Here is a 24,289-nt window from a genome sequence, read left to right as displayed (position 1 = left end):
CCGAGCTTTTTCGCGCGGCGAAAGTGGGGAAAACCAACAGCCCGCGTGACATTTGTTCATGCTAGTGTTGCGCCCGGTTTTTTCGTCCGCTAACAAGGCGGAGGACGCGATCAAGTAATATCGCGCTACGCCGGCCAGAAGCCGGCACTGACCTGGAGGAAACATGAAGAAGAATGGCCTGTTGCGAGCCGCCCGCTTGTCGGCGCTCATGGGCGCTGTCGCTACGGCAACGTTGTTCGCGGCGAGCGCTGCGAACGCGGCAATCCCGAACAAAACGCTGATTTACTGCTCCGAAGGCAGCCCCGCCGGTTTCGATCCCGCGCAGTACACCACGGGCACCGATTTCACCGCGAACACCTTCACCGTCTATAACCGCCTCGTCGAATTCAAACGCGGCGGCACGAAAGTCGAACCCGGTCTCGCGGAAAAGTGGGACGTCTCGCCGGACGGCCTGACGTACACGTTCCATCTGCGTCATGGCGTGAAGTTCCAGACGACGTCGTACTTCAAGCCGACGCGCGAATTCAACGCCGACGACGTGCTCTTCACGTTCAACCGCATGCTGGATGCGAACCATCCGTTCCGCAAGGCGTACAACGTGCAGTTCCCGTACTTCACGGACCTGGGCCTCGACAAGCTGATCGCGAAGATCGACAAGGTCGATCCGTACACCGTGAAGTTCACGCTGAAGGAAGTGAGCGCACCCTTCATTCAGAACATGGCGATGGAATACGCGTCGATCCTGTCCGCCGAATACGCGGACAAGTTGCTGAAGGACGGCAAGGCCGCCGACATCAATCAGTATCCGCTCGGCACGGGCCCGTTTATTTTCCGCAGCTACACGAAGGACGCGACCATCCGCTTCGACGGCAATCCGGACTACTGGAAGCCGAACGCGGTGCAGATTTCCAAGCTGATTTTCTCGATCACGCCGGATGCCGCCGTGCGCGTGCAGAAGCTGAAGAGCAACGAATGCCAGGTCATGAGCTATCCGCGCCCGGGCGACATTTCGGCGCTGAAGTCGGCATCGAATGTGGATACGCCGTCGCAGGCCGGTTTCAACGAAGGCTACGTTGCGTATAACGTGACGAAGAAGGACCTCGGCAATGCCGACGTTCGCCGCGCGCTCGACATGGCGATCAACAAGAAGGCGATCATCGATTCCGTGTATCAGGGCGCGGGTCAGGCAGCCACCGCACCGATGCCGCCGACGCAGTGGTCCTACGACAAGAACCTGAAAGCGAATCCGTACGACACCGCGAAGGCCAAGGAACTGCTCTCGAAGGCAGGCTTCCCGAACGGCTTCGAGATCACGCTGTGGGCCATGCCCGTGCAGCGCGCCTACAACCCGAACGCGCGTCTGATGGCCGAGATGATCCAGGCCGACTGGGCGAAGATCGGCGTGAAGGCGAATATCGTGTCGTACGAGTGGGGCGAGTATCTGAAGCGCGCGCACGCGGGCGAGCATGATGCAATGCTGATCGGCTGGACCGGCGACAACGGCGATCCCGACAACTGGCTCGGCACGCTGCTCGGCTGCGACGCGGTGAAGGGCAGCAACTTCTCGAAGTGGTGCTACAAGCCGTTCGACGATCTCGTCGTGAAGGGCCGTTCGACCACCGATGTCGCCGCGCGCACGAAGGCGTACACCGACGCGCAGCAGATCTTCGCGCAACAACTGCCGTTCTCGCCGATCGCGCATTCGACCGTCTATCAGCCGGTCAGCAAGAAGGTGACGAACATGAAGATCGAGCCGCTCGGCTACGTGCGCTTCGATGGCGTCGGCATGCAGTAATCAGCTGACGGAACGCTTTTTGCGCTAGAAAAGCATCAGTCGAAACAGGGCCGGCGGCGCGGATCGCAACGATCCGGCCGCCGGTCACGTCTTTACCCCACGAACGATATCTAAGGGCGATCATGTTCCGATTCGTTTTGCGACGCATAGGAATGGTGATACCGACGTTCATCGGCATTACGATTCTCGCGTTCGCGCTCATCCACCTGATTCCCGGCGACCCCATCGAAGTGATGATGGGCGAGCGGGGCGTGGACCCGGCCATGCACGCCGAAGCCATGAAGCGCCTGGGTCTGGACCAGCCGCTTCCGCTCCAATACTTGACGTACGTCGGGCACGCGCTGAAAGGCGATCTCGGCACGTCGATCATCACGAACACGAGCGTGATGGGCGAGTTCCTCGCGCGCTTCCCGGCGACCGTCGAACTGTCCATCTGCGCGATGATCTTCGCGCTCGTCGTCGGCCTGCCGGCTGGCGTCGCGGCGGCGCTCAGGCGCGGCACGGTCGTCGATCACGGCGTGATGGGCACCGCGCTCACCGGCTATTCCATGCCGATCTTCTGGTGGGGCTTGATCCTCATCATGTTCTTCTCGGCGAAGCTCGGGTGGACGCCGGTGTCGGGCCGCATCGCGGTGGAATACGACATTCCGCACGTCACCGGCTTCATGCTGATCGACTCGCTCTTCTCCACCGACGAAGGCGCGTTCACGTCCGCGTTGAGCCATCTGATTCTGCCGACCATCGTGCTCGGCACCATTCCGCTGGCCGTCGTCGCGCGCATGACGCGATCGTCGATGCTCGAAGTACTGCGCGAGGACTACATCCGCACGGCGCGCGCGAAGGGCTTGTCGCCGTTGCGCGTGGTCGTCGTGCATGCGCTGCGCAATGCGCTGATTCCGGTCGTCACCGTGATCGGTCTGCAAGTCGGCACGCTGCTCGCGGGCGCGGTGCTGACCGAGACGCTGTTCTCGTGGCCGGGCGTCGGCAAGTGGCTCATCGACGCCATTTCGCGCCGCGACTATCCGGTCGTGCAAGGCGGCATTCTGATGATCGCGTCGCTCGTGATCATCGTGAATCTGGTCGTCGATCTGTTGTACGGCGTGTTGAATCCGCGCATTCGCCATACTCGCTGAGGAAACAGATGGACTACCCCCACACTCACTTTCGTTCGCTGCCCTCCGAGGGGGCGCATGCCTCGCTTGAGGCGGCTCGGCGCGAGGCATAGTTATGGCTGATATCCAAAACAATCTCCCGCCCGGCGCGCTCACGCCCCCGTCCGGCCGCATGGTCGCGGCGCGCGAGTTCTGGGCGAACTTCTCGCGCAATCGCGGCGCCGTCGCGGCAGGCGCGATCGTCCTGGTGCTCATTTTCGTCGCGATCTTCGCGCCGCTGATCGCGCCGCATAGCCCGATCGAGCAATACCGCGACTACGTGAAGATTCCGCCCGCGTGGCTCGAAGGCGGCAATCGCATGTTCCTGCTCGGCACCGACGAAGCCGGCCGCGACATCCTCTCGCGCCTGATGTACGGCGCACGGCTGTCGTTCTGGATCGGCTTCGTTTCGGTGGTGCTGGCGCTGATCCCGGGCGTCGTGCTCGGTCTCATGGCCGCGTTCTTCAACTGGCTCGACACGCCGATCATGCGCGTGATGGACGTGCTGCTCGCGCTGCCTTCGCTGCTGCTCGCGGTCGCCGTCGTCGCGATCATCGGGCCGGGACTCGTCAACACGATGCTCGCCATCGCCATCGTCGCGCTGCCGGGCTATGTGCGCCTCACGCGCGCATCGGCGCTCGGCGAATTGCAGAAGGAATACGTGACGGCATCGCGCGTGGCGGGCGCGGGCACCGTGCGGCTCATGTTCTCGCAAGTGCTGCCGAACTGCGCCGCGCCGCTCATCGTGCAGGCGACGCTCGGCTTTTCATCCGCGATTCTCGATGCCGCCGCGCTCGGCTTCCTCGGCTTAGGCGTGCAGCCGCCGGCGGCGGAGTGGGGCGCGATGCTCGCATCGGCGCGCGATTACATCGAAAGCGCATGGTGGATCGTGACGATGCCGGGTCTGTCGATCCTCGTCTCGGTGCTCGTGATCAACCTGCTCGGCGACGGTCTGCGCGACGCGCTCGATCCGAAACTGAAACGGATGGGATGACATGAACGATTTATTGACTATCCGTAACCTGCAGGTGACGTTCGGCGGCACGCAAGCGGTCGATCGCATCAGCCTGTCGGTGGCGCCGGGCGAAGTGGTCGGCGTCGTCGGCGAATCCGGCTCGGGCAAGAGCGTCACGATGATGGCGCTAATGGGCCTCATCGATCATCCCGGCAAAGTCACCGCCGATCAGGTCACGTTCGACGGACGCGATTTGCTGAAGGCATCGGCGCGCGAGCGTCGCAGGATCATCGGCAAAGATATCGCGATGGTGTTTCAGGACGCGCTGACGAGCCTGAACCCGAGCTATACCGTCGGCTATCAGATCAAGGAAGTGCTGAAGCTGCACGAAGGATTGCGCGGCGATGCATTGCACAAGCGCGCGCTGGAGCTGCTCGATCAGGTCGGCATTCCGGATGCGAAAAGCCGCATCGATGCGTTTCCGCATCAGATGTCGGGCGGCATGAACCAGCGCGTGATGATCGCGATGGCGGTGGCGTGCAATCCGAAGCTTCTGATCGCCGACGAGCCGACCACGGCGCTCGACGTCACGATCCAGGCGCAGATCATGGAACTGCTCGTGAAGCTGCAGAAGGAACGCGGCATGGCGCTCGTGCTGATCTCGCACGATCTCGCGGTGGTTTCGGAAGTGGCGCAGCGTGTCGCGGTGATGTACGCGGGCGAGATCATCGAAACGAATCACGTGCCGGCCATTTTCAGCGAGCCGCATCATCCGTACACGGAAGCGCTGCTGGCCGCGATTCCCGAGCATAGCCGTGGCGCGGCGCGTCTCGCCGCGCTGCCGGGCATGGTGCCGGGCCGCGACGACAGGCCGAGCGGCTGTCTCTTCGCGCCGCGCTGCAAGTATGTCGTCGATGACTGCTGGAAGGGCCGGCCGCATTTGTATCAACTCGACTGGAACGATCCGGCCGTGCGCGCGCGTTGCATCAAGCCGCTCAACGTCGCAGACGACGTGAAGCAGGCGGTGCGCGTGGAGCGTGAGGCGCAGATCGTCGGGGAGGGCGCGCGATGAACGCGATACCGAAGGAAATGAAGCAGGACATCGTGCTCGCCGCCGACAAGCTCACGAAGCATTACGACGTGAAGCGCAGCGCATTCAAGCACGGCACGGTGAAGGCGCTGAACGGCGTGTCGTTCGAGCTCAAGCGCGGACGCACGCTCGCGGTCGTCGGCGAATCGGGATGCGGCAAGTCCACGCTCGCGCGTCAGTTGACGATGATCGAGGCGCCCACGTCGGGCCGCTTGTTGATTGAAGGCGAGGACGTGGCGGGCGCGAGCAAGGCGAAGATCGCCGAGTTGCGACAGCGCGTGCAGATGGTGTTTCAGAACCCGTTCGCATCGCTGAATCCGCGCAAGACGGTTGAGCAGACGCTCGGCGAGCCGCTCGCGATCAACACGAAACTCTCGTCGACGGAACGCGCGGAACGCATCGCGAAGATGATGCGCACGGTCGGCTTGCGGCCCGAGCATGCGTCGCGTTATCCGCACATGTTCTCGGGCGGGCAGCGTCAGCGCGTGGCGATTGCGCGCGCGATGATTCTGGATCCGCAGATCGTCGTGGCGGACGAGCCGGTGTCGGCGCTCGATGTATCGATTCAGGCGCAGATTCTGAATCTCTTCATGGATCTGCAGCAGGAATTCGGCACGAGCTACGTGTTCATCTCGCACAACTTGTCGGTGGTGGAGCACATTGCCGACGACGTGATGGTGATGTACTTCGGCGGCATTGCCGAGCTTGGCGACAAGAAGACGATCTTCGCGAATCCGCGGCATCCGTACACGCGATCGCTGATGTCCGCGACGCCCGCGCTCTTCGAGGAAGACCGGCGCATCAAGATCAAGCTGCAGGGCGAGATGCCGTCGCCGCTGAATCCGCCGTCGGGCTGCACGTTCCATCAGCGCTGCCCGTATGCGATCGAGCGATGCCGCGTGGAAGAGCCGGCGCTGCGTGTCGTCGATGGCCGGCAGGTGTCGTGTCATCGCGCCGAGGAGGTCGGTGAAGGCGATGCCTGAATCGCGGGCGGCGCGTCGGGTGATCGACCGGACGCGCCGCTTTGCGTCTCGCGGCATGGCGCTGCTCGCGCGGCGCGCCCTTGTCGCGAGCTGCGCGATCACGCTGGTGATCGCGCTATCGACGGCAGCCTTCGCCGTCACCGGATCGCGCAGCGCGCCGGGCGGCACACCGCAGCCCGCGGGCGATGCCAGCGCGACCGATGTTCCTGCGCCGCCGGCATCGCCTTCGCGCACCGACCGTTCCACCGGCACGACGGCAACGGGCCCGGTGCGCGTGCAGCCGGCGCGCATGCCGTTTTATGTCGCCACGCGCGGCGCGACGACGATCTATCTGCTCGGCACGCTGCATGTGGGCTATGCCAGCGACTATCCGCCCGAGCAGCCTTTCCGCAAGCCGATTCTCGCGGCGCTCGATGCATCGCCCATACTGGCGCTCGAAATTTCCCCCGATGAACTGCTGCTGTCGCAAGACGACGTGAACCGCTATGGAATGTGCCGCAGCGAATGTCTGATCGACTATCTGCCGGAATCGATGTGGAAGAAGGTCGAGGCGCGCATGCGGGGCAATCCTGCGGCGTTGAAGAACCTGCGGCATACGCGGCCGTGGCTTGCGTCGATGCTGATTCAGACTTATGACACGCTAAAGGCGGGGTTTCAGAGCGAATACGGCACGGAGGCGCAATTGCAGAACGTGTATTTGCGCGTGCGCGGGAAGATTGTGGGACTGGAGACGCTGAACGAGCAGATATCGACGTTCACGCATCTCACGTCCGCGCAGCAGCGGGAGATGCTCGCGGAGGATCTCGCGCAGACGTCGGCGGAGAATGTGGCGGATGTGAAGGAGCTGCATCGGCTGTGGCGTATCGGCGATGCGGACGCGCTGAAGGCCTGGGACGATGCGAAGAGCAGCAAGCTGGCGAGGTCGAAGGTGCTGGCGGCCCAGGTGGATAACCGCGTGGTGTATGAGCGGAATCGACGGTTCGTGCAGAGGATGGTGGCGTTGAGCGCGCCCGATAAGCCGATTTTCGTGGCTATCGGGGCGCTGCATCTCGGGGGAGAGAGGGGGGTGTTGGAGTTGTTGAGGAGGAGGGGGTTTGTGGTGGTGGGGGGGTAGGTTCTGGAAATTCGATCATCGGCGTATGCTTTCGAATCGCATCAGACGCCAACGACACTGTTCCATGCATTCCTTACCAATTCGCACGCTCGCGTTGATACTCGCTGCGCTTGCATCACCGATGCCGTTCGCCGCTGTAGCAGACACCACGCCGCAGACACAGCGTGTCGGCGTGCAAGTCAAGATCGAGACGCTCACGCCGCAGGACGCCGACGCAATCGCGCGCTCAGGCTTTAGCTTCGTGCGTTTCGGCATCTGGACCAACCAGCTCGACGATGCGGCCTACAGGCGCCGCGTAGCCTCCGCGTTCGACGTCGCCGCACGTGCGAAGGTGCCCGTGCTGCTGACCATGCGTTCGACCGCTCCTCTCGTCGATGAGGCAACTCGCGATACCGCGCCAATGATCTCCGCAGGCAAGCGGTTTGGTGCACAAGTGACGCAGATTGCGAGGCAGTACGCGTCGCAACTCGTCGGCATCGAGTTGTGGAACGAGCCGGACTTGAGTCGCTATTGGCCGACTGGCGATATCGCGAGAACGTTTCCCGCGTTCATGCAGGGAGTATGCAGCGGTTTGAAGGCAGCATCGCGCACCGTTCCAATCTATGGCTTCGGATTCTCTCGCGCGCCGGTCGGCAATAATTTGCCAAGCCGACTCACCCAGTCAGTGCTGACAACGTCACCGCATTGCATCGATGCGATTTCTTACCACGCATACGGTATGACGCCCCCGGAGATTAGAAATGCCGCTGATGACATTGGCTCGAAGTATGCGATGCCGGCCGTCATCACCGAGTGGGGAGTACCCTCGGACGGCTCAGCCACCAGCAATGCGACATTACAGGCAAGCCGTATCCGTAGCTTTCTTGCTTCGATCCGAAGCCTCGATGCGTCGCTCATCTCCGTCTATGAATGGAAGGACACGGCCAGCGGCCGCACGGCGAGGGAGCGGAGTTTCGGTCTCGTCGATGCAACCGGCGCCGAGAAACCGGCTCTGCATACGGTACGCGATTACTTCGGCGCCGCGGCCTCGGGCACACCCTGAACGGTGGCGCCGGCTTCGAGTGACGCGTTGTTCCGAAGACTGAACAGGACCATGCAAAACAGGGAGACGCTCGACAGATGGCGAACATAACTTCCGAGATCCGGTTCGAATAGCGTGGAGACCATCATGTGCGCCATGACCAGGCACGCAAGCACGCTGACGCCCGGCCACGTCTCCCTGTTGGCGCGCATCGGACGGGTGGAAAACCACGCTGCGAGGACGAACATTTGCATGACAAGGCCACGAGGGTCCGGCGAAAACAACATCGGAAGGTGCAGCCTCAGCGCCGCGTAGGCGTAATCGATGCAAAACGAAGAAAAACCGTCGGGCGGACGCAGGTTATAAAAACTCGTGCGTGCGCCGAAAGGCGATTGGTAGACGAGGTAATCGACCGCCATATCGCGTGGATGCAGTAACGCGTAATAGCCGATCGTAGGCAACGCATAGAGGCCGAGCAGGCCGGCTCCGATCATCACGAGGCGCGTCCGGCGTCCTGCTCGCCGATAAATCCACAAACAGCCAGCCAGCGCCACGATCAGCAGGTAATAGGTGCGCACGGATACCGCATAGGACGCGTAGCCGAACAAGACAGCCGCCATCGTGAGCTTTGCGCCACCGCGCCGCAGCGTCCACACGATCAAGAGCGATAGCGCGACGACGAGCGTGTCCTTCGACGCAACGAAGAGATTGAAGAACACGCACGGCGAGCCAAAGACAAGTGCGACGCCGAGCGACCCCACATGTCTCACTCGCTTGAAGATGGCAAGAATGAAACCGACGCCAAGAGCGAGCACAACGACATTGAGCAGCGTCGGCCCGAACATCGCATAGAACTTGCCCACTGCATCGAATGATGAACCGTCGTAAGCGCTCGAGCCGTTCATCTGCGCCTGGATCTTGTCCGAGTCACGGAACAGGAACTCGGGCAGAAACGACTTCCCGGCCATGAACAAGCCGGAGTAACAAAGGGTGGACAGTCCGGCGAGCCACGCAATCAGACCACGGCTAAGCGGCGGGCCGGAGCGCATCAAGGTGTCAAACATGATTAGGAAGCCTGTGCCGGCTCGCGGCTTTGCGCCCACGCGAGGGCGATGAGCACAAGAACGCTGGCGAGTAGATGGGTGAGCGCAATCGAAACCGTGCCGTGACCGGGTATCAGCCATAGCGAAGCGGGGCAAGCCCAAGCCACTGCAGCGAGCATTCCAATCACGATCCTTCCGCGCGCTTTGCGGGCCACGGCTGCGGCCCAGAGCAAATCACCGAGCGACCGCAGCACGAATGAAACAACGAGAACGGCGAGCGTGACGAAGCCCGTTGTTGTCACGGCTTCCTTCGCCATTCGAAAAATGATCGGCGACGCGAGCATGATGGCGAGCGCCACGGCCATGCTTATCGCGATCGTACGAGCGAGCAGGATACGGAAGCTCGTATGCCAGTCCGCAGTCGCGGCTTCGACCACGCGCGCCAGTCGCGGCGCTGCAACGACGCCGACCGTCGCGTAGCAAATCGTCTGCACCGCATTGGCTATTGACCATGCGAAGACGTAACGGCCGACATCGTTTGCCGGCAGAAACGCCGACGCGACGAAACGCTCGACGTATTGCAGTCCGGCCAGCACGATGCCTCCGATGTAATAAGGCGCACCCGCAATCCACGTCTCGCGCAGGGAAGATGCGGCAGGGGTCGCCTGATCGGTCTCGCTCGGGCGTACGGTCGCTGTGCGCTCGATCAACGACCAAGCCCAAAAAATCACGAAGACGTTCGTCAGTGTCCACAGCATGAAGACACTGCTGATCCCTCCCGGCATGCCGCATACGAGGCCGACGATCGCGACCGCCGCGCAACCGCCCGTTCGCAAGAAGAGCATGACCGAACCGGCCCGTGCGCGATGAAGCGAGAAGATGTAGGTGTTGACTTCGAAACCGTGATGTTCGCTTGCCGCTACCAGCAGGATCATGGCCCACGACCAAAGCCCGAACGACTGGCCTGCCCACTCGTTGCCTGCCCAAACTGCCGCAAGGCAAGGAATTGCGGCAATGACGTAGGAGCTTGCATAGATACTGCGCAATACGCGAGCCGTCGCAATGGCAGCTTCAGGCTGCGGCCTGCTCATGCGCCGGTTCAGTTCAGCACTGAAGCCCAAGCCCAACACCTTCGACGCGACGACGGAAACGGCTACGGCGATCCCGTATTCGGCGACGGCCGAGAATCCGACCGTGCGCGCGATCACAATGGTCAAGCCGAATTTGGCCGACAGGGAGAGCACACGCAAGAAGAGGCGCAACAGCATCGCGGCTTATCAGTGCGTTTCCGTGAACGGCTGCGCGTGGCTGCCCGACCGATCGCTAACGGATTCGATACCAGCCGTACGCCGCAGCAATTCGACGAGTGACGCACGCTGCGTATCGATGCGTCCGAGCGCGCCTTCGGTTGCGCCCCACAACGAAGGCAGTGCTTGCGACGCGAATACGTGACTCATCACGGCGGCCGCGTCGAAGTCCGCCGCGTTCGCTACCCAGCCCGGTATGCCCAGGTCGTCATACGCGCCGAATCCCTTGCGCTCGTAGCTGAGGTGATACGCGGGAACGCCATGCAGCAGCGTCTCGAGCGCGCCATGAAGGCGTACGGAGACGACTGCGTCAGGCGTGTCGGATTCAAGCAGATGGCGCAGACTCGGGAGGTCCTCGGTGATACCCATTCGACGGTAATAAGCCGCATCGTCGTTGCCTCGCCCGGTGCTCTGCACCGCGAAACTGACGCGGCACTCTCCCTGTGCAAGTCGGATGAGCTCACGCACCGACGCCGCGTAGCGTTCGCGTTGGGCGCGGCTCCAGCTCGGCGCCTCACGTAACACCAGCGCGAGATGCCTGACGCGTCCTTCCCGTGATGCGGCGCGAGCAAGGACAGCTTCCCGTGCGCGGCCGAATTCGAGAACGGCCAGATCCGGCATCCGAACCGACGTCGCATGTCCCTGAAGAAAGCGTTGCGAGCGATCGTCGCGCACGCATACGGCATCGAAGCTGGAAAGCGCGTGGCGCAATCGGGCCGCGACGCGTGCGGTCAGCGCGGGCGTGCAAGCCGTCGCCGGCCCGATGCTCTGGGGCAGATAGACCGCTGGCTTCCCCGCGTCGCGCGCTGCCCTTGCCTGCACGAGATGGCCGAGTTCGAGCTTCAACGCTTCAACGCCATTGCGCGCACGCAGATACCCGCCGCCCACACCGACGATCATGTCCGCGCTCGCGAGTCGATTGTGCAGAATCTCCGAGGCCGGAGTCGGCAGCCGACATGCCGTGCGCAAGGCCGCCTCAACGCGCCGGGCACCGGCATCCGCAATGACGGGCGCATGCAGCACATCGTCGTACTCCGGAAAGGACGAAGGATCAGCCGCGACGACAGCGATGCGAACGCGTGGACCGAACGCCTCGCGCAGAAGCGCAGCGGACAAGTCGACGAGCAAGCCGTCGCCAGAATTGCGGCGGCTATAGGCGTGCAACAGCACGATCAGTCGGATGGAACTCATACAGTTTTTCGGTTGATGCATTGCCGGTAGACGGCAAGCGTTTCGTCGACCATGCGATCGGCGGTGAAGTGCGCCGCGGCGCTCAGGCAATTGGCTCTCAGGCGCGCGAGACGCGGCGTGTCGGTCGCCAGATCGATCAGCGCGTCGGCGAATGGACCGGGGTCGTCGCCATTGGGTACAACGACGCCGGTTTCGTGCGCTGTCACGAGCGCGTCGGCGCCTGCGACGCGGGTGGAAACGATCGGCACACCAGCCGCGACTGCTTCCAGATACACGTAGGGAAAGCCTTCATAGCGACTAGGCAATGCCAACGCATCGAACGCCTCGAATAAGCGCCGCGCTTGCGGCACCGCTCCGATCACGCGAATGTTTTCCGGCAACGAATGTGCGTGCGCGCCTGCTGTCGCAGCGAAGTCACCGCTGCCGATGCAGACGAACTGCACCTCTTCTTTCAGATGCTGACCCACTTCGCGTGCAATGGCGACCAGCCGGTCGACGCCCTTCTGGAACGCGAAGCGTCCCACCAGACCGACGACGAATGCGTCATCGGCCAGACCGAGCCGGCGGCGCGCTTCCTTGCGGTCGAGGGTTTCAAACTCCGGCACGCCATTCCAGACGGTCGCGATTCGTTCGCCTGGAATTTTGAGTACATCGCGAAGATGCCGGGCTTCATCGTCCGAGACCGCGATGAGGCGATGAGTGAGCCAGCGCCCGAATAATTTCTCGATCGCGCCGTACACGCAACGCGCCGAAGGCTTGAGCGTAGGATTGAGCGTATAAACGGCGTGCGGCGTGTAGACCTTCGACCAAGGTCCGGGGCACGCGCGTGCAAGCACGCCGGCTTTGGAACTATGTGCGTGCACGATGTCCGGACGAATGCGCGCGAGCGCCCGCGCAACATGCATGAACGACGCGAGATCGTGCAGGCCGACATTGCGGCGCATCGGCACGCGCGTGACCGACCGGCATAACGACAGGTGCTCCGGCTTGATGCATTGCGCATCGAAACGGTCGGTGTCTTGCGTGGCGATGAGATGAACGTCCACGCCGCGCGCCGCGAGGCCGGGAATCAGGTCCGCGAGATGCACGGCGACGCCGCCACCGGCAGCCTCGACCACCATCGCCACGGTCAGCGAACGGGACGCGGCCGCATTACCAGCGCGGCTGCGCGAACGCCGCTCGCGGTGGGCGTCCTTGAGAGCTGCGCGCATATTCATCGCCGTCCCAGCCACGAGCGAAGCCACGAACCAAGTCTTGATGCATTGGCATCGGCAGGTGTTGCGTAGTTGTATGTGCTGTAGCCGTGGCTGCCGTAGGTCGAACGGATCGATCGGGCCGGCACACCGTTGAGCACGACGCTGATCTGTTTCAGCGCAGCGTGATTGAGCCGCTTGGCGGATTCCCTTACTTCGCCGATGCGCGTGACGCCGGCCTGGGCGACGAGCAGCACCGAGTCGGCATGCGAGGCGACTGCGGCTGCATCGTCGACTGCGAGTATCGGCGGGGTGTCGATCAGCACGTAGTCGTACTTGTTCCGGGCAGCATCGATGAGCGCGCCGACGGCTGACGACGCCAGCAACTCAGCAGGGTTCGAAACAAGCGAGCCTGCCGCGACGAAATCAAGGCCCGTCGACTCGGCGCGGTGCACCGTGGATGCGAAGTCCGCTCTGCCCGCGATGGCGTCGGCCCATCCCGTGCCTTGCCCGATGCCAAAATAAGGACGAAGCGAACTGCGGCGCAAGTCGCTGTCGATCAACAAAACGCGCTGGCCCATCGACGCGAGCACGAGCGCCAGATTCGCGGTCACGAAAGATTTGCCCGCTCCCGGCGCGGCGCCGCTGACGATGATGACTTTGCTCGGCGTTCCGGCCAGCCGCATTCGCAACGCGGTCCGCAGACTGCGCAGCGCCTCTATCGCAGGGTCGTCCGGCGCTTCGCTGGCGAGAAGGCTAACTTGCCGCGCTTCACTGCGCATCGCTTGCTTCTGCACCAACTTCTGTTTCGCAGAAAACGGCACTGCAGTCAGGACCGGCATCCCGACGCGTCGTTCGATCTCTTCGGCGGAATTGACGCCGCCACGCAGGAACTCGCGCGCGAAGGCATAGGCAATCCCGAGGAGCAGGCCTCCCAAAGCCGCAGCGATGATGACGATGCAGCGATTCGGCCAGGTCGGTACATCGAGCACGGCTGGCGTATCGACGACGCGCACGCTGCCGACTTTGCCCGCTTTCACCAATTGCAACTGCTGTACGTTATTCAGCGTGGCGGTGTAGAGATCGGTATTGACCTTCACATCGAGCATCAGCCGGGCGGTTTCCTGTTCCAGGTCCGGCAGGCGACGCAACGCGACGTCGAACTGCTCCATCTCGGCCTGCAGCACCGACATCTGCTTGTCCGTAGCCATGACTTCGGGATGCATGGCCGTATAGCGAGTCATCAGTTCTGCGCGCCTTTGCTGAAGCTGCACGAGTTGCGCTTTTACTTCGACTTGCCGCTGCAGTCCGGTCGTCGTCTGTACCGGCAGGTCAACCACACCGCGCTTGATACGCAGCGCGGTCAAACGGTCTTGCGCATCCTCGAGCTTGCGGCGCAGTACAGGCAATTGAACATCGAGGAAGGCGAGAGACTGCGCGGCATCGGCGTATTTACGTTCTACGTTCTGCTTCAGGTACTGGTCGCCGATATCTCGTAACGTGCGGCCGGTGCGTTCCGGGTCTCGCCCCAGCAAGGTCGCGACGAGCACGCCCGACTGCTTCACCTTTTCGTGTACTTCGAGCCGCTTCTGCAGTAGATCGACGGTCTCGTCGAACCCATGCCGCACGACCGTGAACCGCGTGCCCGGCGATGCATTCATGCGAGCCACGTTGATGACGACCGGTCCATATTGCGTGCTCACCGTGCGTTCGGCGCCAATCTTTCCGTGCACGGGCGCACTCAGGTCGTCACCGCGCAGTTCGTAGCGGCCACCAGGTTCGACGATCAGCGAAAAAGGCTCCTCCTGAAGTTGCTTCGGGACATCCAGGCGCGTCAGTTCCGCGCTTTCTTGCCCCCATGCGAACCCGCCGAAGCCGAATACACCCGGCGTATGCGGCGTCTCTGTCACCCGCGATACGAAGTCGCCGATGAGCGGAAAGCGCGCTGGGGTGACGTCGATGAAAAGCCGTTGTTTCTCGACGGTGCGCGAAAGCACGAGCCGGGACGCAAGAATCTGTGCTTCCGCTGCTGCCGACGACTTCACGTCGAACAACGACGACACATCGCCAAGGAGCGTGCCGGCGGCCGCGCCGTCCGACACATCCTCGATCTGGACGAGGATGTCCGCCTGATACTTCGGCGGCCACAAAAACGCCCATGCGGTTCCGAGCGCTGTGACGACAGCAGCGATCAGGACGATGCGCCACACATGCGTGCGAAGCGTGGAGAGGACGGCGATGACATCGATCTCGAAGGCCTCGGAAGGGTTGTGTCTATCAAGGTGTGACATGACTGGGTTCTTCAGGTGAGGCAAAACGTGGCGGACTGCGACACTCGGTCGAAAGGTTTGGACGCCGGGCGTTGCAATCGTTGGAGTCAGGTGGCGAGTGCCACGGCGGGAACGTCAGCAGTCGGCGCGAAGCCTTTCTGACCACTCGGCGACGCCTGTCTCGATCTGCTTGAGGCACGCTTCGAAGCACGCCCGGCTTTTCCTGAAGGGATCGACGACATCGCCTGCGCCTTCGTGCAGGAGCAGGTACACGCGACCTCGCGCGAACGGATAGCGCGACAGCAGCCAGTCGAGTTGCGCACGCGTCATCGCGAGCACGAGGTCGCTTCCGCGCATCAGTTGAAGGTTGGCCGTGCGCGCGATGTGTCCGGTGACATCGATGTCGCGTTCCCGCATAAGGTCGATTGCGATCGGATCTGCCGAATGTCCATCGAGCGCCGCCGTTCCCGCCGACATCACCTCCAAATGCGGCGATCGTTCGGCGAGCAACGCCGCCGCCAGCGGACTGCGACACACGTTCCCTTCGCACACCATCAACACGGAGCGGATCATTTCGCGATCACTCCCGCCGTGAGGCCGGTATTGATCAGCGGCATCAGCAAGCTCAGCACGCGGTTGAAGCGGACGAGCCCGTTGCCGTCCACATACACGATGTCCTTCGGCTGCAACTCGAACTCCTTCGCCACGAGCATCGCCACTGGCGACCGGCTGTCGAGATGGAACACTTCGGGCGTGTTGTCCCGCGAGCGGATGACGAACATCTGCGCCGTATCCGCCGTGCTCGCGTTGACGCTGCCCACCTGCGACAGCGCATCCGCGAGCGAGAGCTTGCCGTCGCGGCGCGGCACGGCGGAGCCAGGCTTGGTGACTTCGCCCATCACGTAGACGTTGTTGTCCTCGCGCGATGCCACGCGCAGCAGGTCGCCCGCTTTCAGATAAAGCTGCGACGGATTCATGCCCTGCGCGAGCATGTGCGCCACATCCACCCGATGCGATACGCCATTGCGCACGAGCACCACATCGCTCTGATCGGCGGAATCGGAAAACCCGCCGGCGCGCGAAATCGCGTCATAGAAACTGAGCGGCACGTCCGTCACGGAAAACGCGCCGGGCGAGCGCACTTCGCCATCCACATACACCTGACGCGATCGATACGACGCCATGCGCACCGTCACCTGCGGCTTCACGAAAAATCGCGAGAGCGCGGACGTCAGCCGCTCGCCGATCTGCTCGGTGCGCAAACCCGCCACGGCCAGCGAGCCCGCGTACGGAAACGTCACCTTCCCGCCCTGATCGACGACGAAGCCCGCCGCCGGATCGCCCGGCTTCGACGGCCCTTGCGTCTGCGTCGAACCGACGGCTTCCGCGAATTCCGGGTGATCCCAGACGACGATCTGCAATACATCGCCCGGTCCGACCGTATAGGCTTGCGGCGCGGCGAATAATTGCTGCGTCTGCTCGTCCTGCCGAGTGTGGCGCTCGGTGACGAGCCGCTTCACGGTGCCGAGGTCCAGCTCGGTGATGGCGATTTCGGGCGTCGTGGCCGTCGCATCGACATGCGAAGCGCCGGTCTGCGCGCCGTCGCCCGCGCCCGGCGTTACCTGCATCCGGAAGCCCGGCGCGGCCGCGCATGCGCTCAGCAGTCCTACGAGAGCGATGGCCGCGCCGCGTTTGGGCAAGGAAGCGCGCCGCATTGCGTCGCAGGCGCGCTCAATCGAATACTTCATGGATGATCCTGCGCTTCAATAAGCGTTGTGATGAACGAAGCCCCGCACGACCGTCGCCATGACGATGCGCACATCGAACGCCAGCGACCAGTTGCTGAGATAGAACAAATCGTGTTCGACGCGCTGTTGCATCTTGTCGATGGAATCCGTTTCGCCGCGCAGCCCGTTCACCTGCGCCCAGCCCGTGATGCCGGGTTTGATGCGATACCGGTGGATGTAGCCGTCGACGACGTCCTGATAAAGCGCGTCATGCTCGATGGCATGAGGACGCGGCCCCACCACCGACATCTCGCCGCGCAGCACGTTGAGAAACTGCGGCAGCTCGTCGAGGCTCGTGCGGCGCAGCAGCGCGCCAATGCGCGTGATGCGGACGTCGCCGCGCGTGGCTTGCGCGACCACGCCGTCGTCCGACGCGTGCGCGTGCATCGTGCGGAACTTGTAGATCTGGAACGGCTCGCCCTTCGCGCCGTGGCGCCATTGCCGGAACAGCACCGGCCCCGGCGACGAGAGCTTCACGGCAATCGCAATGAGCAGGAAAAGCGGCGACACCGCGAGGAGCGCGCATGCCGCGAAAGCGCGGTCGAACGCGTCCTTGGCGGCCTGCGCGCGGTCCGTCAGCGGCGCGGCGACTAGATTGATGGCGAAGGCCGCGTCGGGATCGGCGGCGTCGCTGCAAAAGCGCGCGTGCTTGCCGAGATCGGGAAGGAAGCGGATGTTGAGCAGGTCGTTGCGGAAGAGTTCGAGGAAGCGCAGCAGCGTGGCTTCATCGGTCAGCGGAAGTGCAAGCCACAGTTCGTGGATGCGCTGCTCACGCACGTAAGCCGCGAACTGTTCGATGCACTGGAACCGGCGGATGCCGTCGGCGGGCGCGGCGGCGGCGGTGTCCATATCGAACCGTGCGTCGATGCGATAGACGGAATCGCGCTTGTCGAGAAAGCGCTGCAGGAACGTCTCGTAATGATCGCCGCGACCGACGACTGCAACGGAGCGCGTGCGCGCGCGCCGCACACGGTCCATGCGGACTACGAGGCCGCAGAGGATGACGCCCGCCAGCGTCGACGCCGCCCAGCAGGCAAACCACGCGCGCGACGGATGATATTCGCGATGCATCCACATGACGGCGCACGTCGCGAGCGCGTCGCAGAGCATCCACGCCAACGCAGGCGCAACGATGCCGCCGACCGGCGCACCGCGCCGCTGCGCGCAAACGGACTGCGCGGCCCATGCGAACAACACGGCGAACGCCGCGGCCGCGCTGTCGTGGGCCGCCTCGGCGGACTCGCCGAACAGGCGGTACGCCATGAGCGCGCTTCCCGCGGCGACGAGCGCTTCGCAAAGACGCAGTACAACGTCGCAGCCACAAGGCCGCTCTGTCAATAAGGAGTATCGTGGCAATCGCATGACGGGACCGATGGCCATACCCGGCGCACCACGCCCCCGCATACTCCTTGCGGCGGCTTACCGGACCATCGGCAAATTTGGACTGACATAAACGGCCGCCATACGCGTCATGCAGGACTAGCCTTGCTTTCACATGCCGGTTAGCGACTCATCTTCGAAGGCCGCACCTCATGCGCGTTGCGGCCCTTTACGGGGCAAAAGTCTCCGTTATGCACCCGCAAGCCGGAATAGGATCGGTCCGAATTTAAGAAAACGCATAAAAGATGCGCTTCGTTATGCGAAGGAAAAATACGGCAGGGATATTGCGCCAAATGGCTGGCGGAGCGGTGTGCGGAAGGAGGGTGCGATGCAACGACGCATGAAGCACGATCATCATGCGCCGTTCGTTACGGCTTGCTTCAGATAAACATCAACCAGTTCAGCAAGAAAATATTCACGACGAGCAACGTCAGCGCGGTCGGCACCTGCACCTTGATCACCGCGTTCTTGTCGGGCAACTCCAGCAGCGCCGCCGGCACGATGTTGAAGTTCGCGGCCATCGGCGTCATGAGCGTGCCGCAGTAGCCCGAGAACATACCGATGGCGACCATCGTCGCGGGATTGCCGTGGAACACGCCGACGAGAATCGGCACGCCGACGCCGCCCGTCATGACCGGGAAGGCGGCGAAACCGTTGCCCATCACCATTGTGAAAAGCGCCATGCCGATGCAATACACCGCCACCGCGACGAGCCGGTAGTCCAGATTGACGTATGCCGTCGTCACGTGCGCGACCGCCTTGCCCACGCCCGCGTCCGAGAACACGAGCCCGAGCATGCCGAGCATCTGCGGCAGCACGGCGGCCCACGAAAGCGCATCGATCAGGCGGCGCGCTTCGCGCATCGACTGGCCGACGGTATCGCGCGTCATCACGCAGGCCACCGCCAGCGCGATCACGCAGCCAATGCCGAAGCCGATCAGCGTCACGTTCTTCAGTTCGATCAGCGGCTTGCCGCCGAACACGAGATGACTCGCGCCGAGCGTGAGAATGACGGTCACGACGGGAATCGTCAGCGCGGGCACGAAGAGCTTGTTGCCGAGCCGCACGGCGCTCTGGCGGCGCGTTTCCTCGGAGAGCATCTTCGGCTTCGCGCCGGTGACGCCGCCCAGTCCCGCGATCACCGCCATCGCCACGACGAGCACGCCGACGACCGGCACCGGCAGCCAGTCGCCGATCAGGAAGATCAGCGCGTAGACGAGCCAGAACACGCCCGCCGTCAGCCGGCGCGGATGCGACTTGTCGGTCAGGATCATGCCCGCGACGACCACGAGCACGATGCCGACGAGATAAAAGAGATAGTTGATCGTGAGCGTCATGCTTTTTCTCCCGCGACATTGCGCGTGAGCGCATCGAGTTCGCGCGTCAGTTGACGGTCGAGCAGCCAGAGGCGAAAGCCGTGGATCAGGAACGCGCAGATCGCGGTCGGGATGCCCCAGACGGCCACGTGCATCGGTTCGACGACGATCCCCGCTTCCTTCAGGAACGTGACCATCAGCACGATCGCGCCGAACGCCACGAAAATGTCCTCGCCGAAGAAGAGGCCGACGTTGTCGGTCGCCGCCGAATACGCGCGCAGCTTGAAGCGCACCGCATCGGAAAGCTTGCCGTAGCGCGCTTCCGTGGCGCCTTCGGCCATCGGCGCGAGCAGCGGGCGCACCATCTGCGGATGACCGCCGAGACCCGTCAGGCCGACCGCCGCCGTCAATTCACGCACGAGCAGATAGACGATCAGAAGCCGCCCGGCCGTCGCCGCGCGAATGCCCGAAATCCAGATCTGCGCGCGCTCGCGCAGCCCGTGGCGCTCCAGCAAGCCGATCACCGCGAGCGGCAACAGGATGATGAGCGGAATGTTGCGCGTCTTGAGAAAGCCGCTGCCGATGGCGCTCAGAATGCGCTCCGGCGGAAAATGCGCCGCGAAACCGGTGATGATCGCGGCGGCGGCGACGATCAGCATCGGATTGAAGCGCAGCACGAAGCCCACGATGATGACGGCCACGCCGATGAGCGGCCATAGACTGACTGGGGTTGCCATGAGATCTCCAAACGAATATCGATGAAAACACCGCGCCTCGAGCCGGGCGCGTGTGCCGAATTGCGGCTCTCGTGGCCGCTTGCTAAAACGCCCCGGCTTCGCGGGGCGTTCAATGCTTCGTTGCAGCGTTCAGGCAGCGCGGGCGGCGCGCACGCCGATGCCCGCATCGGCCAGTGCGCCACGAATGCGCCGCGCGAACGCCAGCGCATGCTCGCCGTCGCCGTGCAGGCAGATGGTCTGCGCGTTGAGCGGCACCCATTCGCCCGACACGGCCTGCACGCGCTGCTCGCGCACCATCGAAAGCGTGCGGTCGAGCACGGCGTCTTCGTCGTCGAGCAGCGCGCCCGGTTCCTTGCGCGGCACGAGCGAACCATCGGCGCGATAGCCGCGATCCGCGAATACTTCCTCGATGGCGCCGAGGCCCGCGCGCTTCGCGGCATCGACGAGACCGCTGTTCGCGAGACCGAACACGAGCAGCGAAGAATCGAAGTCGCGCACGGCGGCGACGATCGCATCGGCGATGTGCGGCGTTCTCGCCGCCTGGTTGTACAGCGCGCCGTGCGGCTTCACGTGCGCGATGCGCCCGCCTTCCGCCTTCGCGATCGCCGCGAGCGCGCCCAGCTGATACAGCACGCCCGCGTAGATTTCCTCGGGCGGCAGGTCCATTTCCTTGCGGCCGAAGTTCTCGGGATCGTGAAAGCTCGGATGCGCGCCGATGGCGACGCCTTTTTGGACCGCCCAGCGCACGCAGTCGCGCATCGCGGTGGCGCCGCCCGCGTGCCAGCCGCACGCGATGTTGGCGGAGCTGACGAGATCGAGCAGCGCCTCGTCTGAGCCGCAGCCTTCGCCGAGATCGGCGTTGAGATCGATTTCCATGATGTCGTCGTAATAGTCGTTGGGTTTGAAGCTGAAGCGTGTGTTGTTATCGCTTTATCGCGCGATGCGTTCCTCGTGCATCGCGATGGCCGTTTCCACCTGGCTCACGTACTGGCGTTCTTCCGCGAGCGCCCGGCGCGCTTCCTCCACCGATGTCTCGATGAAGCGCACACCGCCGTTCAATCGCACCTGCGCGAGCTTCCACAGGTCCGCGCGAATCACCGCGCCGATCTTCGGATAGCCGCCCGTGGTCTGGGCGTCGCCCATCAGGATGATCGGCTGGCCGTTCGGCGGAACCTGAATGGTCCCCGGCAGCACCGCGTGCGACAGCAGTTCGGTCCGGTCGGTGCGCTCGAGCGCCGTGCCCGCGAGCCTGAAGCCCATGCGGTTGCTGTTCGGCGTGATCGTCCATTCTTCGTTCCAGAAGTCCTGATGCGCCTTGTCGCTGAAGCTCGCATACTCCGGGCCGCGCAGCACGCGGATCGGCACCGCCCACGCGAGACCGGGCGCGTGGCGTCCGCGGCGCACGGGTTCGTCGACGAGCACGAACTTGCACCACGCAGGCGCCTTCACGCCGAACGCCGGTTCTTCCGGCGAAAACGCAATGCCCTTGTGCGGCTGCGGCACGCCCACCGGCAAGCGGTCGCCGTCGCGCAGCGCGCGCCCGCCCAGGCCGCCGAAGCACGCACCGAGGTCGGTGCTGCGCGAGCCGAGCATCGGCAGGACGTCGATGCCGCCCGCGATGCACACATAGCAGCGCATGCCGCGCTTGGCCGCGCGCAACGTCAGTTCCTGGCCGGCGCGCACCGGCACGCTCCACCACGAATAGATCGCCTCGTCGTCGAGCGTCGCGCCGAAGTCGGTGCCCGTGATGGCGATGCGCGTCGCGCGCTTGAAGCGCAGCACGGTCGGCCCGAACGTCACTTCGATGCCCGCCGCATCCGGCCTGTTGCCGACGATGCGATTGCCGATTTCGAGCGACAGCGCATCGAGCGCACCGCCCGAGCTGACACCGAGATGCCGATACCCGTGGCGGCCCAGATCCTGCACCGTGGATAGCACGCCCGCGCGAATCACGTCGATCATGCGCGCACCTCCAGCGCCGTGAAGCGCACGCGGTCGCCGGGCTGCATCAGCGTCGGCGGATTGCGCGACGGATCGAAGAGCTTGAGTTCGGTGCGGCCGAGCAGTTGCCATCCTCCGGGCGATGCAGCCGGATAAATGCCCGTCTGCGCCCCGCCGATTCCCACCGATCCCGCCGGCACTTCGAGGCGCGGTTCGCGGCGGCGCGGCATGTGCAGCGCGGGATCGAGGCCGCCCAAGTACGCGAAGCCCGGCTGGAAGCCGAGAAAGAACACGATGTATTCGGCTGCGGTGTGACGCTTCACCACTTCGTCGACGGAAAGGCCCGCGTGCTTCGCCAGTTCCGCGAGATCGGGGCCGTCCTCGCCGCCGTAGCGCACGGGAATTTCGATTTCCGCGCCGGGCTCATCGGCGCCGGCGACGGCGTTCCAGGCCGCTTCGAGCTGCGCGGCGAGGGCTTCGTAATCGGCTTCGAGCGGGTCGAAGACGATCGTGAGATTGTTCATGCCGGGCACCACTTCGACGACCTGCGGCATCAGGCGCGCGTGTTCGGCCAGCGCCCAGATGCGGCGCTGACATTCGATGGTGGCGGGCGGCGCGACGTCGCAAACGAGCGCGCAATCGCCGAGCGGATGGATACGGGGTGTGGTCATGGTTCCAGGTCTTGCCTCTTCACGGCGCGCGCAAAATGCGGTTCGCTGCGTCGTGTCAACGATGGTACATTGTCAATAAATTATCAAGAAATTATCTATTCGCGTTTGTCTGGAGTGTCGTAAAAACGCGTGCGTGGCGGGCGGAAAGGGCGCTGCGCTACACTCCGGCGCACTTTCCTACGGTCATCGCCATGTCGCGTCACCCTACCAAGATCGTGTCGTCCGAACATCTCGTCTCCGAAACCAGCGCGGAACTGTCCGAATTCGAGTACGCGCTCATCATGGCGAGCAACGCGTTTAATCGATGGATGGTGCGCTGCATGTCCGCCGCCGGCGCGAAGGACATGACGGCGGTGGAAGTGTCGCTGCTGCATCACGTGAATCACCGCGACCGCAAGAAGAAGCTCGCGGACATCTGCTTCGTGCTCAATATCGAGGACACCCACGTTGCCACATATGCGCTCAAGAAACTCGTCGCGCGCGGCTATGTGACGAGCGAAAAGACCGGCAAGGAAGTGTTCTTCTCGGCGACGCCGGCGGGACGCGAGCTGTGCGGCAAGTATCGCGAAGTGCGCGAGAGCTGCCTGATTTCGGCGCTGCGGGAAAGCGGACTCACCAACGAGCAGATCGGCGAGGCCGCGCAATTGATGCGCAACGCATCCGGCCTCTACGACACCGCCGCGCGCGCGGCGGCATCGCTTTGAGCGCGCGTTCTCAGTAAAGCGCGGCTTCGGTGACGATCGCATCGAGCGGCATATCGTGCGATTCGCGCGGCAACGCGTCGAGCCGGCCCGCTTCATACGCAATGCCGATGGTCACAGGCTTGCGCGCAGCGGGCCACGCGGCGAGCGTGCGGTCGAAATAGCCGCCGCCGTAGCCCAGCCGGAAGCGGTCCGCATCGAAACCGACGCACGGCACCAGCAGCAGATCCGGCACCACGACGCGTTCTTCCTCCGGCACGGGAATGCGATAGCGGCCGGATTTCATCGGCGAGTCGGCGCGCCAGGCGTGGAAGACCATCGGCGCGTGGGGCTGCACGACGACCGGCAGCGCGGCTTCGCGTGCATCGGTTGCATCTTTCGATGCGAGCCATTCGGTCAAAACGGCGCGCGCGTCGAATTCGCCCGCCACCGGCCAATAGAAGCCGATGCATCTGACCGCGCGTTCTTCCAGCACCGCGCGAAGCCGTTCGGCGAGCGCCGCGTCCGTGCGCGCGCGCGACGCGTGTTCGCTCTGCGCTTCGCGCTCGGCGAGCAGCGTTGCGCGAAGGGCGCTTTTGGGTTCTGCGCAAACGTTGCGTGCTATGCTTTGGACCGATCTTTGGACCACCTCGCGCTCCAGTAA

Annotated in this window: 22 protein-coding genes; 8 read left to right on the top strand and 14 right to left on the bottom strand. The window is 63.7% G+C overall.

The features are described 5' to 3' along the window. Positions 1-163 precede the first annotated feature (163 nt). From AWB72_RS00430 to AWB72_RS00400, 7 genes are all read left to right on the top strand, one after another. Positions 164-1,795, top strand: coding sequence for an ABC transporter substrate-binding protein (locus AWB72_RS00430; RefSeq protein ID WP_087127758.1), 1,632 nt, complete (start codon positions 164-166; stop codon positions 1,793-1,795). A gap of 122 nt (positions 1,796-1,917) precedes the next feature. Next, on the top strand, positions 1,918-2,928 hold the full coding sequence (locus tag AWB72_RS00425; RefSeq protein ID WP_040048547.1) for an ABC transporter permease subunit: 1,011 nt from the start codon (positions 1,918-1,920) through the stop codon (positions 2,926-2,928). Positions 2,929-3,022: 94 nt separating this feature from the next. Further along, positions 3,023-3,940 carry an ABC transporter permease subunit gene (locus AWB72_RS00420; RefSeq protein WP_040048546.1) on the top strand — a complete coding sequence of 306 codons (918 nt, stop codon included), beginning with the start codon at positions 3,023-3,025 and terminating at the stop codon, positions 3,938-3,940. Between the two features lies 1 nt (position 3,941). After that, positions 3,942-4,973, top strand: coding sequence for an ABC transporter ATP-binding protein (locus AWB72_RS00415; RefSeq protein WP_052449655.1), 1,032 nt, complete (start codon positions 3,942-3,944; stop codon positions 4,971-4,973). Continuing rightward, entirely contained in the window at positions 4,970-5,974 is a 1,005-nt protein-coding gene (locus AWB72_RS00410; RefSeq protein ID WP_040048545.1) for a peptide ABC transporter ATP-binding protein, read from the top strand. The genes AWB72_RS00415 and AWB72_RS00410 overlap by 4 nt, the downstream gene beginning before the upstream one ends. Then, positions 5,967-7,088 carry a TraB/GumN family protein gene (locus AWB72_RS00405; RefSeq protein WP_040048609.1) on the top strand — a complete coding sequence of 374 codons (1,122 nt, stop codon included), beginning with the start codon at positions 5,967-5,969 and terminating at the stop codon, positions 7,086-7,088. The genes AWB72_RS00410 and AWB72_RS00405 overlap by 8 nt, the downstream gene beginning before the upstream one ends. A gap of 64 nt (positions 7,089-7,152) precedes the next feature. Beyond that, positions 7,153-8,130, top strand: coding sequence for a cellulase family glycosylhydrolase (locus tag AWB72_RS00400; protein WP_052449654.1), 978 nt, complete (start codon positions 7,153-7,155; stop codon positions 8,128-8,130). Here AWB72_RS00400 and AWB72_RS00395 read toward each other — a convergent pair. The 13 genes from AWB72_RS00395 to pxpB all read right to left on the bottom strand — a co-directional run bounded on the left by AWB72_RS00395 (position 8,097) and on the right by pxpB (position 22,945). Next, positions 8,097-9,158: a hypothetical protein gene (locus AWB72_RS00395; protein ID WP_208863097.1), complete on the bottom strand. Its 1,062-nt coding sequence runs from the start codon at positions 9,156-9,158 to the stop codon at positions 8,097-8,099. The two genes, AWB72_RS00400 and AWB72_RS00395, sit on opposite strands and share 34 nt — an antisense overlap. 17 nt (positions 9,159-9,175) lie before the next feature. After that, positions 9,176-10,420 carry a lipopolysaccharide biosynthesis protein gene (locus AWB72_RS00390; protein WP_040048543.1) on the bottom strand — a complete coding sequence of 415 codons (1,245 nt, stop codon included), beginning with the start codon at positions 10,418-10,420 and terminating at the stop codon, positions 9,176-9,178. A 9-nt stretch (positions 10,421-10,429) separates the two neighbouring features. Next, positions 10,430-11,650 carry a polysaccharide pyruvyl transferase family protein gene (locus tag AWB72_RS00385; RefSeq protein ID WP_052449653.1) on the bottom strand — a complete coding sequence of 407 codons (1,221 nt, stop codon included), beginning with the start codon at positions 11,648-11,650 and terminating at the stop codon, positions 10,430-10,432. Further along, complete coding sequence (locus AWB72_RS00380; RefSeq protein ID WP_244285500.1) at positions 11,647-12,861, bottom strand: glycosyltransferase family 4 protein; 1,215 nt, start codon at positions 12,859-12,861, stop codon at positions 11,647-11,649. Before AWB72_RS00380 ends, AWB72_RS00385 begins: the two co-directional genes overlap by 4 nt. A gap of 2 nt (positions 12,862-12,863) precedes the next feature. Further along, positions 12,864-15,134, bottom strand: a complete 2,271-nt coding sequence (locus AWB72_RS00375; RefSeq protein ID WP_052449652.1) for a polysaccharide biosynthesis tyrosine autokinase — start codon at positions 15,132-15,134, stop codon at positions 12,864-12,866. Positions 15,135-15,248: 114 nt separating this feature from the next. Further along, the gene (locus AWB72_RS00370; RefSeq protein ID WP_040048541.1) at positions 15,249-15,686 is read right to left on the bottom strand and encodes a low molecular weight protein-tyrosine-phosphatase; all 438 of its coding nucleotides are present in this window, start codon (positions 15,684-15,686) and stop codon (positions 15,249-15,251) included. Beyond that, positions 15,683-16,861 (bottom strand): polysaccharide biosynthesis/export family protein, encoded by a 1,179-nt coding sequence (locus AWB72_RS00365; RefSeq protein WP_374728843.1) that lies wholly within the window; start codon positions 16,859-16,861, stop codon positions 15,683-15,685. Before AWB72_RS00365 ends, AWB72_RS00370 begins: the two co-directional genes overlap by 4 nt. Positions 16,862-16,876: 15 nt before the next feature. Further along, complete coding sequence (locus tag AWB72_RS00360; RefSeq protein ID WP_087127903.1) at positions 16,877-18,262, bottom strand: undecaprenyl-phosphate glucose phosphotransferase; 1,386 nt, start codon at positions 18,260-18,262, stop codon at positions 16,877-16,879. Positions 18,263-18,660: 398 nt separating this feature from the next. After that, entirely contained in the window at positions 18,661-19,617 is a 957-nt protein-coding gene (locus AWB72_RS00355; protein ID WP_040048539.1) for a DUF979 domain-containing protein, read from the bottom strand. After that, positions 19,614-20,333 carry a DUF969 domain-containing protein gene (locus AWB72_RS00350; protein WP_040048538.1) on the bottom strand — a complete coding sequence of 240 codons (720 nt, stop codon included), beginning with the start codon at positions 20,331-20,333 and terminating at the stop codon, positions 19,614-19,616. The genes AWB72_RS00355 and AWB72_RS00350 overlap by 4 nt, the downstream gene beginning before the upstream one ends. Before the next feature lie 129 nt (positions 20,334-20,462). After that, positions 20,463-21,209, bottom strand: a complete 747-nt coding sequence (gene pxpA / locus AWB72_RS00345) for a 5-oxoprolinase subunit PxpA (protein WP_040048537.1) — start codon at positions 21,207-21,209, stop codon at positions 20,463-20,465. A 54-nt stretch (positions 21,210-21,263) separates the two neighbouring features. Beyond that, positions 21,264-22,295 (bottom strand): 5-oxoprolinase subunit C family protein, encoded by a 1,032-nt coding sequence (locus AWB72_RS00340; protein ID WP_040048536.1) that lies wholly within the window; start codon positions 22,293-22,295, stop codon positions 21,264-21,266. Continuing rightward, positions 22,292-22,945 (bottom strand): 5-oxoprolinase subunit PxpB, encoded by a 654-nt coding sequence (pxpB, locus tag AWB72_RS00335; protein WP_040048535.1) that lies wholly within the window; start codon positions 22,943-22,945, stop codon positions 22,292-22,294. The genes AWB72_RS00340 and pxpB overlap by 4 nt, the downstream gene beginning before the upstream one ends. 191 nt (positions 22,946-23,136) lie before the next feature. On the opposite strand from pxpB, the gene AWB72_RS00330 reads away from it, so the two are divergent. Next, entirely contained in the window at positions 23,137-23,649 is a 513-nt protein-coding gene (locus AWB72_RS00330) for a winged helix DNA-binding protein (RefSeq protein WP_040048534.1), read from the top strand. Positions 23,650-23,659: 10 nt separating this feature from the next. On the opposite strand, the gene AWB72_RS00325 is transcribed toward AWB72_RS00330, so the two are convergent. Next, positions 23,660-24,286, bottom strand: coding sequence for a 5-formyltetrahydrofolate cyclo-ligase (locus AWB72_RS00325; RefSeq protein WP_040048604.1), 627 nt, complete (start codon positions 24,284-24,286; stop codon positions 23,660-23,662). Positions 24,287-24,289: the final 3 nt, after the last annotated feature.

The organism is Caballeronia concitans (assembly GCF_001544615.1).
Classification (GTDB): Bacteria; Pseudomonadota; Gammaproteobacteria; order Burkholderiales; family Burkholderiaceae; genus Caballeronia; species Caballeronia concitans.
This window is presented reverse-complemented; position numbering and strand designations above follow the sequence as displayed.